This is a genomic window from Legionella sp. PC997 (genome assembly GCF_014109825.1).
GTDB lineage: Bacteria > Pseudomonadota > Gammaproteobacteria > Legionellales > Legionellaceae > Legionella.
Genome location: NZ_CP059576.1, coordinates 2,485,196 through 2,499,541 on the forward strand (window position 1 = coordinate 2,485,196; position 14,346 = coordinate 2,499,541).

Below are 14,346 nucleotides of genomic sequence, written 5' to 3' on the forward strand. Positions count from 1 at the left end.
AAATTCCTCACTTTAATTCACATCTGCTCGCGCATCTAATATTATATGTGCTTTACCATTAGGGCTAGCTACTTATGACTCTTACTGCTTTAAATGCGATCTCTCCAATCGACGGGCGTTATATTAATAAAACACGGGCTTTGAGTCCTTATTTTAGTGAATTCGCCTTAATTTATTATCGCCTGACTGTAGAAATCCGCTGGCTTGAATCTTTAGCAGCTAATCAAGCTATTACCGAGGTCCCCCCATTAGATCAAAAGACTAAACAGTTCCTCAATAATCTGATTACCAATTTTAATGAGGATGAAGCTCTTAAAATTAAGGAATTTGAGCGACAGACAAATCATGATGTGAAAGCAATAGAATATTATTTAAAAGACAAATTCCAACATCATGCTACTTTGAAGGCCATTACTCCCTTTATTCATTTCGCATGCACTTCAGAGGACATCAATAATTTAGCTTATGCATTAATGGTAAAACAGGCCATTGCCCAGGTCATTCAACCTACCCTTGCTGAAATTATGGGTGGCATTACGCTGCTTGGTAAGCAACATGCTGATGTGCCTATGTTATCCAGAACCCATGGCCAACCAGCAACTCCCACAACCATGGGCAAGGAGTTAGTCAATTTTGTCGCTCGACTCAAAAGACCCCAACAGCAAATATGTGAAGTGTTGATTCCTGGTAAATTCAATGGTGCTGTTGGTAACTATAACGCCCATACTATTGCTTATCCCGAGGTAGATTGGCGAAAACATTGTGCTAACTTTGTTACATCACTGGGTTTATCTTTCAATGCTTATACGACCCAAATTGAGCCACATGACGGTTTGGCAGAAGTATCACAAATTATGGTGCGTATTAACAATATATTGCTCGACTATACTCAAGACATTTGGAGTTATATTTCTCTTGGCTACTTTAAACAAAAAACTGTAGCGGAAGAAGTTGGATCATCCACTATGCCTCATAAAGTTAATCCCATTGACTTTGAAAATGCAGAAGGAAATTTAGGGATGGCCAATGCTCTATTTATTCATTTTGCCAATAAGCTTACTCAATCACGATTACAACGAGATTTATCAGATTCTACTGTATTGCGTAATATAGGGATGGCGTTTTCTTATAGCCTAATTGCCTACTTATCTCTAGCAAAAGGCAATGATAAATTACAAATAAATAAACGTGCTTTACAAGAGGATTTAAAGGCAAATTGGGAAGTATTGGCAGAAGCAGTACAAACCATGATGCGACGTTATAATTTGCCTGATGCATATGAACAATTAAAATCGTTAACCCGTGGCCATGGAATTGATGAGCAAAGTCTCAAACAATTCATTCAAGAGTTAGCGATACCTGAAAAAGCCAAAGAGCAATTACTAAAACTTACCCCAGAGAACTATACGGGCCTAGCAACCCAGTTAGTAAAGGCCTTTTTATGAGTAATATGCTCTCCCAACAAGGGCAAACCTTTGAATTTGATGTCCTTGTTATGGGTACAGGGCTGGCAGGACTGCAATATTGTTTACAGCTTATCAGCCTGCAACCCCGATTAAAAATTGCTCTGATCAGTAAGGCTGAAGCGATTGAGTGTAACAGTCGCTATGCTCAAGGTGGAATTGCTGCTGTTTTTTCTGCAGAAGACTCCTTAGAATCACACATTTCGGATACTTTGGTAGCCGGCGATGGATTGTGTTATTTACCCGCAGTTGAATTCATAATTCGACAAGGTCCCGACATGATAAAACAACTGGGCCAGTATAATGTCCACTTTAAACAAGACAACAAAGGAAGTTTTCATCTTGCAAAAGAAGGCGGGCATTCACACCGACGTATTTTTAATTGCGGTGATCAAACCGGTTTATCGATTACGCAAACAATGAATCAGTTGGCAAAACAACAGCCCCAAATTCATTTTTTTGAGCATCACGTCGCTGTAAACCTAATCACTTATTACCATCCCCATCGTACCGACATTCAAGGAGAGATTTTAGGAGCTTATGTTCTGGATTGTGCCGCAAATCGAATTCATACTTTTTTAGCCAACTGTGTGGTGTTAGCAACAGGCGGTGCAGGTAAAACCTACCGGTATACGACCAATCCCATGGTTGCGACCGGAGATGGCGTGGCGATGGCATATCGAGCTGGGGCTCGTGTTGGGAATATGGAATTTTACCAATTCCACCCTACTCTTCTGCATCATCATACTTTAAATAATTTCCTCATCTCAGAAGCGGTACGCGGAGAAGGTGCTTTCCTTAAAAATGCTGAAACAGGCGAACGATTCATGAAACGTTATGCTCCAGAGCAAATGGAGCTGTCAACACGTGATGTAGTCGCACGTGCTATTTTTAGTGAGATTGAACGCAGTCAAATGGGATATGTTTATCTTGACATTACCCATCAGTCCAAAGAATTCTTAAAAAAACGTTTTCCACAAATTTATGCGACATTATTATCCATTGGCATTGATATGAGCCAAGATATGATTCCGGTTGTCCCCGCGGCCCATTATCAGTGTGGGGGTGTACTAACAGACATTGATGGACGTACTGATTTAAAACGACTTTACGCCATTGGCGAAGTTGCTTTTACAGGGTTACATGGCGCCAATCGTCTCGCAAGTAATTCGTTGCTCGAAGCATTAGTCATGGGATCCAATGCAGCTCGGTGTACTTTAAAAGATATTTCTGCTCCTTGGAAATACTCGGAACATATTCCAAATTGGAGCGCGCCCAGTGAAGTCAACGCCAGACGTGCCAGCCAAATCAATGCACAGTGGCGAGGTTTAAGAGGAGAAATGACTTCTTATGCGGGCATTGTACGAACAGAGGCAGGACTTGAAGATCTACTACAATTAATAATGAAACGTAAAAAAATAATTGAAGAATATTATTGGAAGCATTCCATCACTCGAGATTTTCTTGAGCTAAGAAATATTATTCTCAATGCTGAATTAATTGTAAGGGCTGCTCTAGCAAGACGAGAATCACGTGGGGGACACTTTCGTGAAGATTATCCGAATAAAAAAGCCGAGGCACAAGAAAGCATTGCTAAACTTGGTCTGATGGATACTTCACCAGAATAATAAATTAGCCTGGGTAGCGAAAGTATAACCAAGCTACAATATACTTAAGAGATCAGTTTAAATTGAATTGAGGCCAATAGATGTTTAAAAACTCCACACTTTACAAACCTGAAGCCACATTAATGCACATCAGAAATGATATGAGCATTTGTCAGAGTGACTACCCAATTGACTGGTATCAAGAAGAGTTTATTCCATATGCCCAGGAATACCAAGCTCTTCCAGATCGAAAACTTACGACCGTTTTAGCATGGATGACTCCTTATCTTAAAAAAGCTCAGGATCATTTTGGTGAGCGATTACTCCTTTTAGCTCATTATTACATGGGTGGGGATATTGTTCGCCTGGTTGAACAATTTGGAGGACTTATCGGTGACTCCTATCAATTAGCTTTGATGGCAGCGGAACACCCGGAAAAATCCGTCATCATTGAATCTGCAGTGCATTTCATGGCGGAATCAATTAGTATTTTGGCGAATAAAAACCAACACGTTTATATCACCAATCCTAAGTCGGGTTGCACAATGGAAATGCTTGCCAAAGATTTCATGGTTGAACCTGCTTTCCTTGATTTGAATGAGCGGTATGGTTCCGAAAATATTTTACCGGTTTGCTATATGAACACATCAGGTCGAGTCAAGGCGTTGACTGGTGCTCAAGGTGGAGCCGTTTGCACAAGTTCCAACGTAAAAAAAATATTTCAATGGGCACTCAAACAAAATAAAAAGATTCTTTTTATTCCAGATCAACATATGGGTGAAAACGTCGCCTATTGGTTAGGGATAAAAAATCTTGCCTATTGGCCTGGTGGAACTGCAGGGGCTCAATATTCACTTGCGAATCAAGATTCAAAAACTCTAAAACAGTTTGATGAAGCACAGTTAATATTATTCGCAAGCCAATGTGCCGTACATACCCATTATCAACCCGAAATGTGCGATTATTGGCATAATCAAGGATACACCACAATCGTTCATCCCGAATGCCGAAACTCCGTAATTAAAATAGCACAACACTCAGGTTCCACAGCGTTCATCTGGGATTATGTAGTTCATGATCGCGCCAAAACCAAACGTTATGCTATTGGTACCGAAAATCACATGGTAGAAAATCTCAAACAACACTGTAAAAGTTTGAATATAGACGTAGTTAACTTAGCGGAAGCCCCTAACAAAGAAAATGCAAAAGGAATAGGTTGTGGCTGCGCAACCATGTCACGCAACGACCCCCCGCATCTGGTTGCACTGGTCGATTTACTTAGACAAGGAAAAACCATGTCTTATAATGAAGTTAAAGCTGGTGATGTAGTCAATGAATTTACGGGAAGTAGAAACAGATTGCCTGAACAAGATCAGCAATGGGTTATTAATAATGCTAAAAAGTCCCTCCAAATGATGATCGATATCACTGAGGATCGTATTTAAGCATCTAAAATATAATTGGGATTAATATTAAGCCCGGATGTTCGATCCGGGCTATAGTTATCCCCCACTAATAGCCGAGGGATGAGTGCTTAATGACAAGCACAAGTAGGTGATTGTACACCGTCCTTACATCTTAAATAACCTGTAGTTGCATCACATTGAGCTACCCCTCCATGTTTTGAACAACAGCCTTTAGCACTTGTAGTTGTTGTGGTAGTTGATTTAGTTTTAGTAGCGGGTGTAGTAGTTGATTTTCCACCCCACCAGCTTTTTGACTTAGTTGTTGTCGTTGTAGTGGTTGCTGGAGCAGTTTTTTTAATGGTATGGGATTTTGTAGTTGTACTTTTGGTTTTCTTACACTTACACGAGGGAGAAGCGGTACCATCCTTACACATCTGGACTCCAGTAGTACCATTACAAGAAGCCCCCCCCCCATGGCCAGAACAACAAGCGGCATAAGCTCCAATCACTGGACTGCTCAATAAAAAAAGAACTGCTATAATTCGATTTGCCCATCTTGAAGCTAAATTAGCATTTTTCATTTGCAAACTCCATTTCAGTAAATGACATTAAATAATATAGACCATATTTATTAAAGCCATGATAACGAATGGAACTTCAGAAAACTTAAAATAACTTGCAAAATCATATGAAGGTCTAGCTCATATTGTATAAAATTGGCATTGCTCTAATCCTTGCGTACAGACGAAGCCGCCCAAGGTATCAATCCAATTATAGTCAAGACGAGATGGAATTTTGGTACGCACTTGCCACCAAATTGAGTAATCGCCTGCTGAATTTCTATAAGTGCAAACCACTCCTTGACCATATCCAGCAATTAAAATATTTGCCCGTAGGAAATAAGTATCTTTATCCCCCTGTGGGCGATTAGGTGAATAGGGATTCTCTTCCCAAGGAGGCGGAGGAATACCCCATTTTAAAGATGTGGTTTGTGGATCCGGGCAATTCACTGCATAACTAAGAGTCATAAGGTGGGCAAGAAAAAAACTAAAAATAATAAAATGATATCTCTTCACAAATCCCCCTTTAATCCTTCGTTATTTTTTAAATAATATATATAAAAATCCATTGTGAGAATTTATTTCTTTGTTATAATGGCCGCTCAAATGCCTGGGTGGCGGAATTGGTAGACGCGCCGGATTCAAAATCCGGTGGTGGTGACACCGTGTGGGTTCGAGTCCCACCCTAGGTACCATAATTTATTTTCTTATTATTCACTCTCTTATTCAAATTTTTCATAATAAATTCATAAAGACATCGCTTCCTCAAGCCTAATTGTATTCATCTAAATCTCGTATTCACTTAACTTTAATCCCTCTTCCTAATATTACATTTAGATAATTTAAATTAATTGTTCTATATTTAATCTTATAGGTGAATGTTTAATCGTTAAAAGGAATAGGTGATCATTATGAATAAAAAGGTATCGAGCGACTATGAAGCGCTTCTAAAGCATGTAACTCAAAGTAAAAATATGGATCTCCCTCTTACAATTACACAAAAAGAGGCAGAGGCCATTTTACATGTCGTGCATGACGTGGGTGGAGAACCCGATGGTCCACTTGATAAATCGGAACATAAAACTGCTTTCTGGGAAAAAAGTACTCATTGTGTTGCAGAGTGTTTGGCTTGGCGTGGACATTGGTGTTCTGAAGAAAGACGTCGTCGGGAGAATGATTTGGGTGAAACCATATATTTCGCCACCCCTTACTATGCACGTTGGTTGTTGGCTATAGCAAAGATGCTAATTGAAAAAGGTTTGATTACTCCAGATGAGTTAATTCAGAAAATGGATGTAATCCGTCGACGGGAGGGATATATCAAATGAATAAATTTAAGATTGGTGATCGTGTCATTGTTAAAGATTTACCCTCATTATTTCATACACGGACACAGGGATATACCCGCAACCATATAGGTGAAGTTGTTATGTTAAGACCAGATTGGGTTATTCCTGAGGATGAAGCCTGGGGACGAGAAGATGGTCGAGCTGAACCTTTTTATATGGTTCGATTTAAACTTGCTGATTTATGGTCAGATTATACAGGAGAGCCAATTGATACCTTAGAAACAGAGTTTTCTGAGCGTTGGCTTGACTTTCCACCAGACAAATAAATCAGGATAACTTAAAGAGAGGATGCTATGAGCAAGCAACATGAACATGAGCATGAGCATGATAAAATCGAAGAGAACGATGAAGCTTATGAATTTACTGTTTTAGAGGCTACTATTAGAGAATTAGCCATTGAAAAAGGATTATTTTCGGCCGAAGATTATCGTCGTTTTATGGAATGGCATGATGATATGGAGTCCTCCAAAGGCGGAGCACGAGTTGTGGCGCGTGCCTGGGTCGATCCGGAATTTAAAAAGCGACTGCTCGCAGATGGCGTAGCGGCCTGTAAAGAGTTGGGCATTGATTGGCTTAGACCAACTGGTTCTGGTACTCCCAGTGATTATACTTACTTCGTTGTCTATGAAAATACACCAAAATTGCATAATACAATGGTTTGCACCTTGTGTTCTTGCTACCCGAGGCCTGTATTAGGGTTTGCACCAGCTTGGTATGAACGGCCCAATTATAGACGCCGCTTAGTTCGATGGCCACGAGAGGTTTTGGCTGAATTCGGTACTATAATTCCGCCTGATGTAGAAGTGCGTGTGCATGATTCGAATCAGAAATCGCGCTTTATGATGTTACCTTTGCGACCTAAAGGCACGGAAGATTGGAGTGAAGAAAAATTAGCAACAATCGTGACTCGAGATACGATGATAGGAGTATCCATTCCTCGTATTGATTGGACATCATCATCAACTCCAGGAAAATAACCACATGATTGAAAAATGTCGTGAGGATTTATTATCCCTACTTTACGCCGCGGGCCAGGGACATATCGATATAATAAAACGGTTTATTAAATCGGGTATGGACATTAATCAAGCTGGAAAAAATGGCATGAGCGCATTAATGGTCGCGGCGGAATATGGCCAATCTGATGTTGTAGCCGCCCTTTTAGAAGCAGGAGTAAACATAGATCAAAGTAATCATACTGGGCATACCGCTTTGATGTTTGCCGCAGAATACGGTCACGAAGACGTTGTAAACCAGTTATTAAAAGCTCGAGCTGACGCTTCACTGACTAATTATAATGGCGCAACTGCTCTAAGTCTTGCCAAAAAATATGAACATTTTACGGTAGTTAACCTATTATCAAAGCAAGATGGTATTTCCGATGAGACGTACAGAGCAAATTGAACTGCTTTAACTGGGGATGATGCTGTTGTTCACTTATGTTTATGCCGATGGTGGATATCAGGATAATGCGGATGCGAATGCTTCATAAGCGGATGCACATGAGCATGAATGTGAGGCTCCTTACCGTCCCATGGGAAATCATGACTATGCTGGTGGTGTTCATCATGGAGATGAGAATGGGTATGAGCAAGCGTTTCATGCCTGTGTATATGTTGATGGTGTTCCGAGAGATGCAACCAAACACCAATGACAATTAGCACCATTGCAATCCAAAAAGAAATGGAGGTAGCCTCATGAAAAAATACAATTGCAATAAGTGCGCCGATAAATGGTGCGGTAGAAAAATAAGCTCCGGTTCTTCCAGTACCAAGCTCACGTATAGCAAGCACGAATAAAACCAGGCTGGCTCCGTAACCAATAAAACCAGTTAACAAGGCATAACTCATAATTACGTAATTGGGTAATTTTATTCCCCAGGAAAGAGATATAGCGACAATTACAATTCCCGAAACGAGTCCTTTAATTCCCGCTATGAAAAAAGGTTCCCCAGCAGAAATTTTTTGAGTCAAATTATTGTCAATAGCCCAAAATAAGCATGCACCTGCGATGCAAATAAAGCCAAATATATTTTCTGGAGTCACAGTACCATGAGGGACAGATAATAAAATACCTCCGGCTACAATTAAAAACATACCAAGCACAATACGCTTTGTTGTATGTTCTTTAAAAATAAACCAAGCAATCAAAGCAGTAAAAACTGCTTCCAAATTCAAAAGTAAGGATGCACTTGCTGCATTTATTTGTTGCAAACCCTCCATTAATAAAATGGGACCCAGTACTCCGCCACAAATCATCATACCTAATAACCAAAACCAATCGCCTTTTACCAGACCAGAAGGGCTAAAGCCCCGATCTTTGATCACGCGGATTATAATTAATCCTGAACCACTACCAATATAAAGTAACCCAGCCAACAATATAGGAGAAATTTGACCAACAAGATATTTTGCGAATGGAGTACTTGCACCAAAAAATAGGGCCGCGACCAGTACGGCTAAGGTTGGAGAAGTAGCAGCAAACCTAAACAATAGATTCGTGCTATTTTTTAAGTAACGATTCAATTTTAGATACCTGTACATGGGTCATTGAATAAGTAAGAAATAAATAACGCATATTTTTTATTATGTTTCCTTATAATCAGGGGTTACTAAAATTATAGCAACATTCCCAATTTACAAGATGGCAGAATAGGGCAAGGATTTCATTGTGAACGAGCTTCCTACTATTTGGGATTGGCTTGGTTTGATTTTAATAGCCACTATAGAAAGCAGTCGCATTTATTTATAAATACTAACTTGACAATGTTGTGCTAATTTTATTACCCCATGCCATAGGCTGGCCAATAATCTAAATTATCACTGGACTTCTCTTATCGCGTTCAGTGTATTGCGACCAGACTAAAAAATACATGCAATTAACTTATTATTGTATTGGATTTAATTGGCCTTCTTTCTCTACAGTGTTTAGGTCTTGTCGGATTTCTTTAGTTTGATTTTTGATCAAAATCAAAAAAGGGATAAACGCTAAAGCAAATAAAATAGAAAGTTCATACAAACCAACCCACCCTATCGCCATTTGAATGCTTGCAGCAACTGGTCCAGAAATAATACGGGGTATTGTTGATAAAGCCACAAGCATCGAAAATTGAGTTCCAGTATATTGCTTATTCACTAAGCGCATGAATAAAGCAACTAGAGCTGTAGAGCCCATTCCTGCTGCGAAATTGTCAAAAAATACTGCAATGGCCAGTAAGGTAACGTTCTTCCCTACCATGGCCAATACAAGAAATAGCACATTGGTTAATGCTTGTAATAAGCCAAAAAAAAGTAAGGAACGATATAACGAACAACGTATTAATAAAAATCCCGCCCCCAAACCTCCAAGCAAAATGGCTCCAACCCCTAACATTTTATTGATGTAGCCAATGGTCTCTAAAGAAAAACCAAGCCCTTGGATTAAGAAAGGCATAACAATCCCACTTGTAGTGGTTGTAAATGCTTCACCCATCTTATAACAAAAAATAAACAGCAAAAGAGGAATTATGCCGGGACGTAGAAGCAATTCCTTAAGCGGAGCGAAAAAAGACATACCAAAATTATTCTTTTCTTTGGTTTCAAGACTCGGTTCTTTACTAAAGACCACAGCAAACATGCCCGCAATCATCAGAATACCCATAAATCGATAGGTTAAAGCCCAACCGAGCTTCTGCGCCATAATCAAGGCCAAACCACCCGATAACAATAACGCAATCCGGTACCCTAATACTGCTAAAGAAGCTCCTAACCCATGTTCACTAAGGGGTAAATATTCGGCTCGATGTGCATCGATCGCAATATCTTGAGTAGCAGAAAAGCAAGCTAAAACTAAAGCAATTAACGCCATCAATTTAGGGTATTGTTCGGGGGTAAACCAGGCCATTAAGTTAAATCCAAGAAGCAATAAACATTGCATACTTATAATCCAACTCCGCCTTTTACCCATGCTGAATAAAGAATAGCGATCGAGAATAGGTCCCCAAAAAATTCGATAAGCATAGGGTAAACTAATTAGACTTAATGTTCCGGTAGCAAGCACTGACATTCCACTGTATGCAAACCATGCCTGTAACGTACTACTGACTAATGCCATCGGTAAGCCAGAGGAAAAACCTAAAATGAAAATAATAAATAGGCGTTTATTCACATGCAGATCTCTTAAAGGCAGTAGAATTTTTATCTAAAAGAAAAATCCTACTCCCATTTTTAAGGAGCAGGATACAATAAGGAAGGAAATCCCTTCTTCATTGATTAGGCTTTTTTCACAGAGATTAAATGAATTTTGAAAATTAAAGTTTCATTTGGACCTATAGGGCCACCTACACTACGAGGGCCGTAGGCTAAGTCTGAAGGTACATAAATTTCCCATGTAGAACCAGCAGGCATCAATTGTAATGCTTCTGTCCAACCAGGAATTACTTGTGATACTTGGAATGTAGCAGGTTTACCTGATTTCTCAGTGCTATCAAATACAGTACCATCAATTAAAGTACCTGTGTATTCAACAGTTACTGTATCAGATTTACTAGGCTTGTTACCTGTACCTGCTTCAATAACTTTATATTGCAAACCACTAGGCAATACAACTACACCAGATTTTGACTTGTTAGTTGACAAAAAAGCGTCGCCTTTAGATTTGTTCTCTTCAGCTTTCTTGTTAAATTCTGCGCTGCGTTTTGCCATCAGATCTTTCTGAAATTTATTCAGAACATCTTTCATTTGTTGTTCGGTCAAAATCAATTGGGCACCAGACATACCATCTTGCATTCCTTTAGCCAATGCTTCCGGATTAATATCAATACCTTGATTTTTGAAGTTTTTTCCTAAATCAGCACCAATACTATAAGATAATTTATCCTTATCCGTAACAAGCGATGTAGCATCAGTAGCAGCCATTGCAGTAGACATTGCCAGCCCCATAATGGCCGCAGTGACCAATTTCATCTTCATAAAGAATCCCCTTGTAGTCTTTCTATTGTGCATATCTTCTCAATTTTTAAATTGAAGACATTGCATTCTAACTAAAATGCATCATAATTCTGCCTAAAATTACATGAAATTACCAGCATTTGTATACGATTAATTGTAACTATATTATAAAGTACATCGCATTAGAAACTCTTAATACATTTCTCCGATGTCGATTTCAGTCGCTGCAAAAATATATGACAAATTATAAAGTCAATAGTTAACTATAATTAAAATAGACAAATAATTAAGATCCCTCTACACTTTGCACTAATTGTAACTAGAGATGAACACATGAACATCAGTGTATTTGATTTATTTTCCATTGGAATTGGCCCATCAAGTTCTCATACTGTAGGTCCAATGCTTGCAGCTAATGCCTTTTTAAAATTACTTGAAGACCGACAACTCATGAATGAGGTTCAACGAGTAAAAATAGAACTCTATGGTTCACTTGCTTTAACCGGAAAAGGCCATGGTACCGATAAGGCGATTTTAAATGGGTTGGAAAATAAAACACCCGAGACTGTAGCTCCAGAATCTATGGTGCCTCGTATGCACGAAATACTTAGTTCTCATACGCTTAACCTAGCAGATAAAAAGAACATTAATTTTAACGAAGCTACTGATTTTCTCTTTTTACAAAAAGAGCTCTTACCCAAACATTCAAATGGCATGCGTTTCTCAGCCTTTGACGCTCACGATAATGTATTAATTGCACAAGTTTATTATTCAATTGGTGGTGGTTTTATCACTACGGAAGAAGATTTTTCCAAAGCCACTGAAGATACGAATCCACCTCCTTACCCTTTTTCTACAGCCACCCAACTCTTAGAACTTTGCCAAAAAAATAACTTGAGTATTGCTGAATTAATGCTTCTCAATGAAAAAACATGGCGTAGCGTAGATGAAATCCATTCCAGTATTTTAGCCATTGCCAAAGTAATGGATGATTGCATTACCAATGGATGCCAACACGAAGGGATCTTGCCAGGAGGGCTTAATTTAAAAAGACGTGCTCCTGATTTATATAAAAAGCTTATGAACGAAAAAGGAGTGAAGAGCGTTTTCGAACAATCTGATATCATGAATTGGTTAAATCTTTATGCCATGGCTGTGAATGAAGAAAATGCGGCCGGTGGCCGTATTGTTACTGCGCCGACCAATGGTGCCGCAGGTATTATTCCTGCCGTACTTAAATATTGCCAACGCGCCCATGATAAAATGAGCAATGAGGATATTTATACCTATTTTCTTACTGCGGCTGCGATAGGCATACTTTATAAAAAGGGTGCATCCATTTCAGGTGCTGAAGTAGGATGTCAAGGTGAAGTGGGCGTTGCATCTTCTATGGCTGCAGCAGGTCTTACTGCTGTTCTTGGTGGTACTGTAGCTCAAGTAGAAAATGCTGCAGAAATTGCAATGGAGCATCATTTAGGTATGACCTGTGATCCAGTATTAGGTTTAGTACAAATCCCTTGCATCGAACGAAACGCTATGGGTGCTGTAAAAGCCGTGAATGCAACACGAATGGCTCTCATTGGTGATGGTCAACATCAAATTTCTTTGGATAAAGTAATCAAAACCATGAAACAAACTGGAATGGACATGCAAAGTATTTATAAGGAAACTTCTATGGGAGGCTTAGCAGTTAATTTGCCAGAGTGCTAAGAATAACTTAGATGGCATTGATCGCTATCTTGTTTTATTAATTTTTCTAAACCGGATATACGATGTCTCTGTATTCCTTCATTGATTTGTTGAACATCCTCTGAGGAACTTAATAAAGAGGATGTTTCACTCGCGGCTCCTACCACCTTTTCCATTTTTTTATTGACCCTCATGTTTCTGTACTGCTCTTGATCCAGGCGGTCTCTGACAAAAAATAGATTTCTATCAATAGATTCCCATGCAGTTTCTTCTTTACTGTTCACAATTGCATCTCTAAATTCAGAGTCTCGAACTTCGCGTTCTAAATCGCTAGTTGATTGTTTCGTGCGTAAAAGTCGAACGGGTAAAGAACTAACAACGAGATTAAACTGATACATACTATTAAGCTCATCCTCCATATAACAACAAGCCATAGACATACGAAATTCATTCAACGTGTCAATAGCGGCTCGTATTTTTTCTTGTTGTTGATGAGAGTCCATGTAATCATAAATTGGACAGTAACTCTCTTGATTCGATAGCATCGAAATACTATCGGTAACAAAATAGGCACAGATACGACCTTTGATTTGCAAAATATCTGTCGGGATATAAACCTTTAAAGTGCATCCTTCACTTAAAATACCAAATTTCATTTTACTGCTTAATAAGCTCGTTAAAACAAGCGATTGGTCGAAGCCCAATGGATCACAAATCAAAATATCCAATGTCGGACGACTCGTGATTCTCCTAAAATTAAACTCTAAAAAAGACCAATGATTTAATTGTTCACTTCCATCCCATTTTGAAATTGCGATTTGAAATTTTAGGTCGCTTTTGCAATATTCAATCATATGTTCAATAAGTTCGTGTAACAAATCTATTTCATTGGTGCTGATTGCGAATGCTTTAAAGTTTCCCCTTTTTTTCACTCGCTTCATTTCTTTTAAATATAAGAAAAAAGCCATAAGGTCTACTGATATGTTGGCGGGGTTGTCGCATAGGGCAAGTAATTCTTTAATTTCTGAGATGCTTTTCATGATGAACACCATTGAAATTTTATGAGTCTATTAATCTAAATGAGTTTAATAAAAATCAAAATGATTTAGTGAGCGAAAGAAAATTATTTAATTTTATTTGCTTGATACTTGTGTTTTATGCTTTACCCTGCCCCATCTCGCTCTTTTTTAGATCAGGGTAAAATAATGAAATTACTGCTCGCGAGTGGATGAGTGAAGAGGGAGAATTTAATCTTAACTAAACAGGACAGCACGTTTAATCAAAATATTGATCCTCAAGATAAATGGTTTGACAACAAACGTGCAAGAGATTAGGAATAATGTG

Annotated in this window: 14 protein-coding genes and 1 tRNA gene; 9 read left to right on the forward strand and 6 right to left on the reverse strand. The window is 38.8% G+C overall.

The genetic code is table 11. The features are described 5' to 3' along the window. Positions 1-74: 74 nt before the first annotated feature. From purB to nadA, 3 genes are all read left to right on the forward strand, one after another. Positions 75-1,445 carry an adenylosuccinate lyase gene (purB, locus tag HBNCFIEN_RS10700; protein ID WP_182391077.1) on the forward strand — a complete coding sequence of 457 codons (1,371 nt, stop codon included), beginning with the start codon at positions 75-77 and terminating at the stop codon, positions 1,443-1,445. Further along, on the forward strand, positions 1,442-3,091 hold the full coding sequence (gene nadB, locus HBNCFIEN_RS10705; RefSeq protein WP_182391078.1) for an L-aspartate oxidase: 1,650 nt from the start codon (positions 1,442-1,444) through the stop codon (positions 3,089-3,091). The genes purB and nadB overlap by 4 nt, the downstream gene beginning before the upstream one ends. A gap of 80 nt (positions 3,092-3,171) precedes the next feature. After that, entirely contained in the window at positions 3,172-4,515 is a 1,344-nt protein-coding gene (gene nadA, locus HBNCFIEN_RS10710; RefSeq protein ID WP_182391079.1) for a quinolinate synthase NadA, read from the forward strand. 89 nt (positions 4,516-4,604) lie between these two features. On the opposite strand, the gene HBNCFIEN_RS10715 is transcribed toward nadA, so the two are convergent. Next, entirely contained in the window at positions 4,605-5,057 is a 453-nt protein-coding gene (locus HBNCFIEN_RS10715; RefSeq protein WP_182391080.1) for a hypothetical protein, read from the reverse strand. 120 nt (positions 5,058-5,177) lie between these two features. Beyond that, complete coding sequence (locus HBNCFIEN_RS10720; protein WP_370530101.1) at positions 5,178-5,552, reverse strand: DUF3757 domain-containing protein; 375 nt, start codon at positions 5,550-5,552, stop codon at positions 5,178-5,180. Positions 5,553-5,644: 92 nt separating this feature from the next. On the opposite strand from HBNCFIEN_RS10720, the gene HBNCFIEN_RS10725 reads away from it, so the two are divergent. The 5 genes from HBNCFIEN_RS10725 to HBNCFIEN_RS10745 all read left to right on the forward strand — a co-directional run bounded on the left by HBNCFIEN_RS10725 (position 5,645) and on the right by HBNCFIEN_RS10745 (position 7,789). Then, positions 5,645-5,731 (forward strand) — tRNA-Leu (locus HBNCFIEN_RS10725). 216 nt (positions 5,732-5,947) lie between these two features. Continuing rightward, a complete protein-coding gene (locus tag HBNCFIEN_RS10730) occupies positions 5,948-6,364 on the forward strand; it encodes an SH3-like domain-containing protein (protein WP_182391081.1) in 417 nt (138 codons plus the stop codon). Next, positions 6,361-6,651: an SH3-like domain-containing protein gene (locus tag HBNCFIEN_RS10735; RefSeq protein ID WP_182391082.1), complete on the forward strand. Its 291-nt coding sequence runs from the start codon at positions 6,361-6,363 to the stop codon at positions 6,649-6,651. The genes HBNCFIEN_RS10730 and HBNCFIEN_RS10735 overlap by 4 nt, the downstream gene beginning before the upstream one ends. 27 nt (positions 6,652-6,678) lie before the next feature. Next, positions 6,679-7,362, forward strand: a complete 684-nt coding sequence (scnC, locus tag HBNCFIEN_RS10740) for a thiocyanate hydrolase subunit gamma (protein WP_182391083.1) — start codon at positions 6,679-6,681, stop codon at positions 7,360-7,362. A gap of 4 nt (positions 7,363-7,366) precedes the next feature. After that, the gene (locus HBNCFIEN_RS10745) at positions 7,367-7,789 is read left to right on the forward strand and encodes an ankyrin repeat domain-containing protein (RefSeq protein WP_182391084.1); all 423 of its coding nucleotides are present in this window, start codon (positions 7,367-7,369) and stop codon (positions 7,787-7,789) included. A gap of 29 nt (positions 7,790-7,818) precedes the next feature. On the opposite strand, the gene HBNCFIEN_RS10750 is transcribed toward HBNCFIEN_RS10745, so the two are convergent. The 3 genes from HBNCFIEN_RS10750 to HBNCFIEN_RS10760 all read right to left on the reverse strand — a co-directional run bounded on the left by HBNCFIEN_RS10750 (position 7,819) and on the right by HBNCFIEN_RS10760 (position 11,334). Next, positions 7,819-8,910 (reverse strand): DMT family transporter, encoded by a 1,092-nt coding sequence (locus HBNCFIEN_RS10750; protein ID WP_255464194.1) that lies wholly within the window; start codon positions 8,908-8,910, stop codon positions 7,819-7,821. A gap of 361 nt (positions 8,911-9,271) precedes the next feature. Continuing rightward, entirely contained in the window at positions 9,272-10,531 is a 1,260-nt protein-coding gene (locus HBNCFIEN_RS10755; protein ID WP_182391086.1) for an MFS transporter, read from the reverse strand. 104 nt (positions 10,532-10,635) lie between these two features. Next, positions 10,636-11,334, reverse strand: coding sequence for an FKBP-type peptidyl-prolyl cis-trans isomerase (locus HBNCFIEN_RS10760; RefSeq protein ID WP_182391087.1), 699 nt, complete (start codon positions 11,332-11,334; stop codon positions 10,636-10,638). A gap of 312 nt (positions 11,335-11,646) precedes the next feature. Between HBNCFIEN_RS10760 and HBNCFIEN_RS10765 the strand changes: the two genes are divergently transcribed. Beyond that, positions 11,647-13,023, forward strand: a complete 1,377-nt coding sequence (locus HBNCFIEN_RS10765) for an L-serine ammonia-lyase (protein ID WP_182391088.1) — start codon at positions 11,647-11,649, stop codon at positions 13,021-13,023. On the opposite strand, the gene HBNCFIEN_RS10770 is transcribed toward HBNCFIEN_RS10765, so the two are convergent. Beyond that, entirely contained in the window at positions 13,020-14,042 is a 1,023-nt protein-coding gene (locus tag HBNCFIEN_RS10770) for a hypothetical protein (RefSeq protein WP_182391089.1), read from the reverse strand. The genes HBNCFIEN_RS10765 and HBNCFIEN_RS10770 overlap by 4 nt on opposite strands. Positions 14,043-14,346: the final 304 nt, after the last annotated feature.